A 641-nucleotide genomic window follows, 5' to 3' on the forward strand; every position below is an offset into this window, starting at 1 on the left:
AGGTGGATCCTGCCAGCACGGCGCATCATGCGATCCACGCCGGCACTCCTTTCCACTTCTGCTCGGAGCGATGCCGCGCGAAGTTTGTGGCCGACCCTGATCGCTACCTGACGCCCCAGGATGAGCCCGAGGTGGCACCGGCCGGCGCCATCTACACCTGCCCGATGCACCCCGAAGTCCGGCAACAAGGACCAGGCAACTGCCCCTTCTGCGGCATGGCGCTGGAACCGGAAATGCCGAGCTTGGAGGACGACGACAACCCCGAGTTACGCGACTTCTCGCACCGCTTCTGGTGGACGCTTCCGCTGACGGTGGTGACACTCGTGCTGGCCATGTTCGGCCGGCATCTCCCGCGGCTCGAGCTGGGCGGCGTCGAGATCCTGCCACTGTCGATCCACGTGCAGACCTTGGTCGAGCTGGTGTTGACCACGCCGGTCGTGCTGTGGGCGGGCTGGCCGTTCTTCGAACGCTGCGTGCAGTCGATCCGCAACCGCAGCCCGAACATGTTCACCCTCATCGGGATTGGCGTCGCGGCTGCCTTTGGCTACAGCCTGGTCGCCACGCTGGCACCCGGGTTGTTCCCGCCGTCGTTTACCGAGCATGGGCGCGTCGGTGTGTATTACGAGGCGGCGGCGGTGATC

Annotated in this window: 1 protein-coding gene; it reads left to right on the top strand. The window is 65.8% G+C overall.

Going from position 1 to position 641, the window contains the following annotated elements; all coding sequences use genetic code 11:
• Positions 1–164: 164 nt before the first annotated feature.
• Positions 165–641 (top strand): heavy metal-binding domain-containing protein (locus tag OC373_RS18760; RefSeq protein WP_315985480.1); only part of this gene is annotated, 477 nt, incomplete at its 3' end.

This window comes from Stenotrophomonas sp. Ste96, from assembly GCF_024519495.1.
Lineage (GTDB): Bacteria > Pseudomonadota > Gammaproteobacteria > Xanthomonadales > Xanthomonadaceae > Stenotrophomonas > Stenotrophomonas bentonitica_A.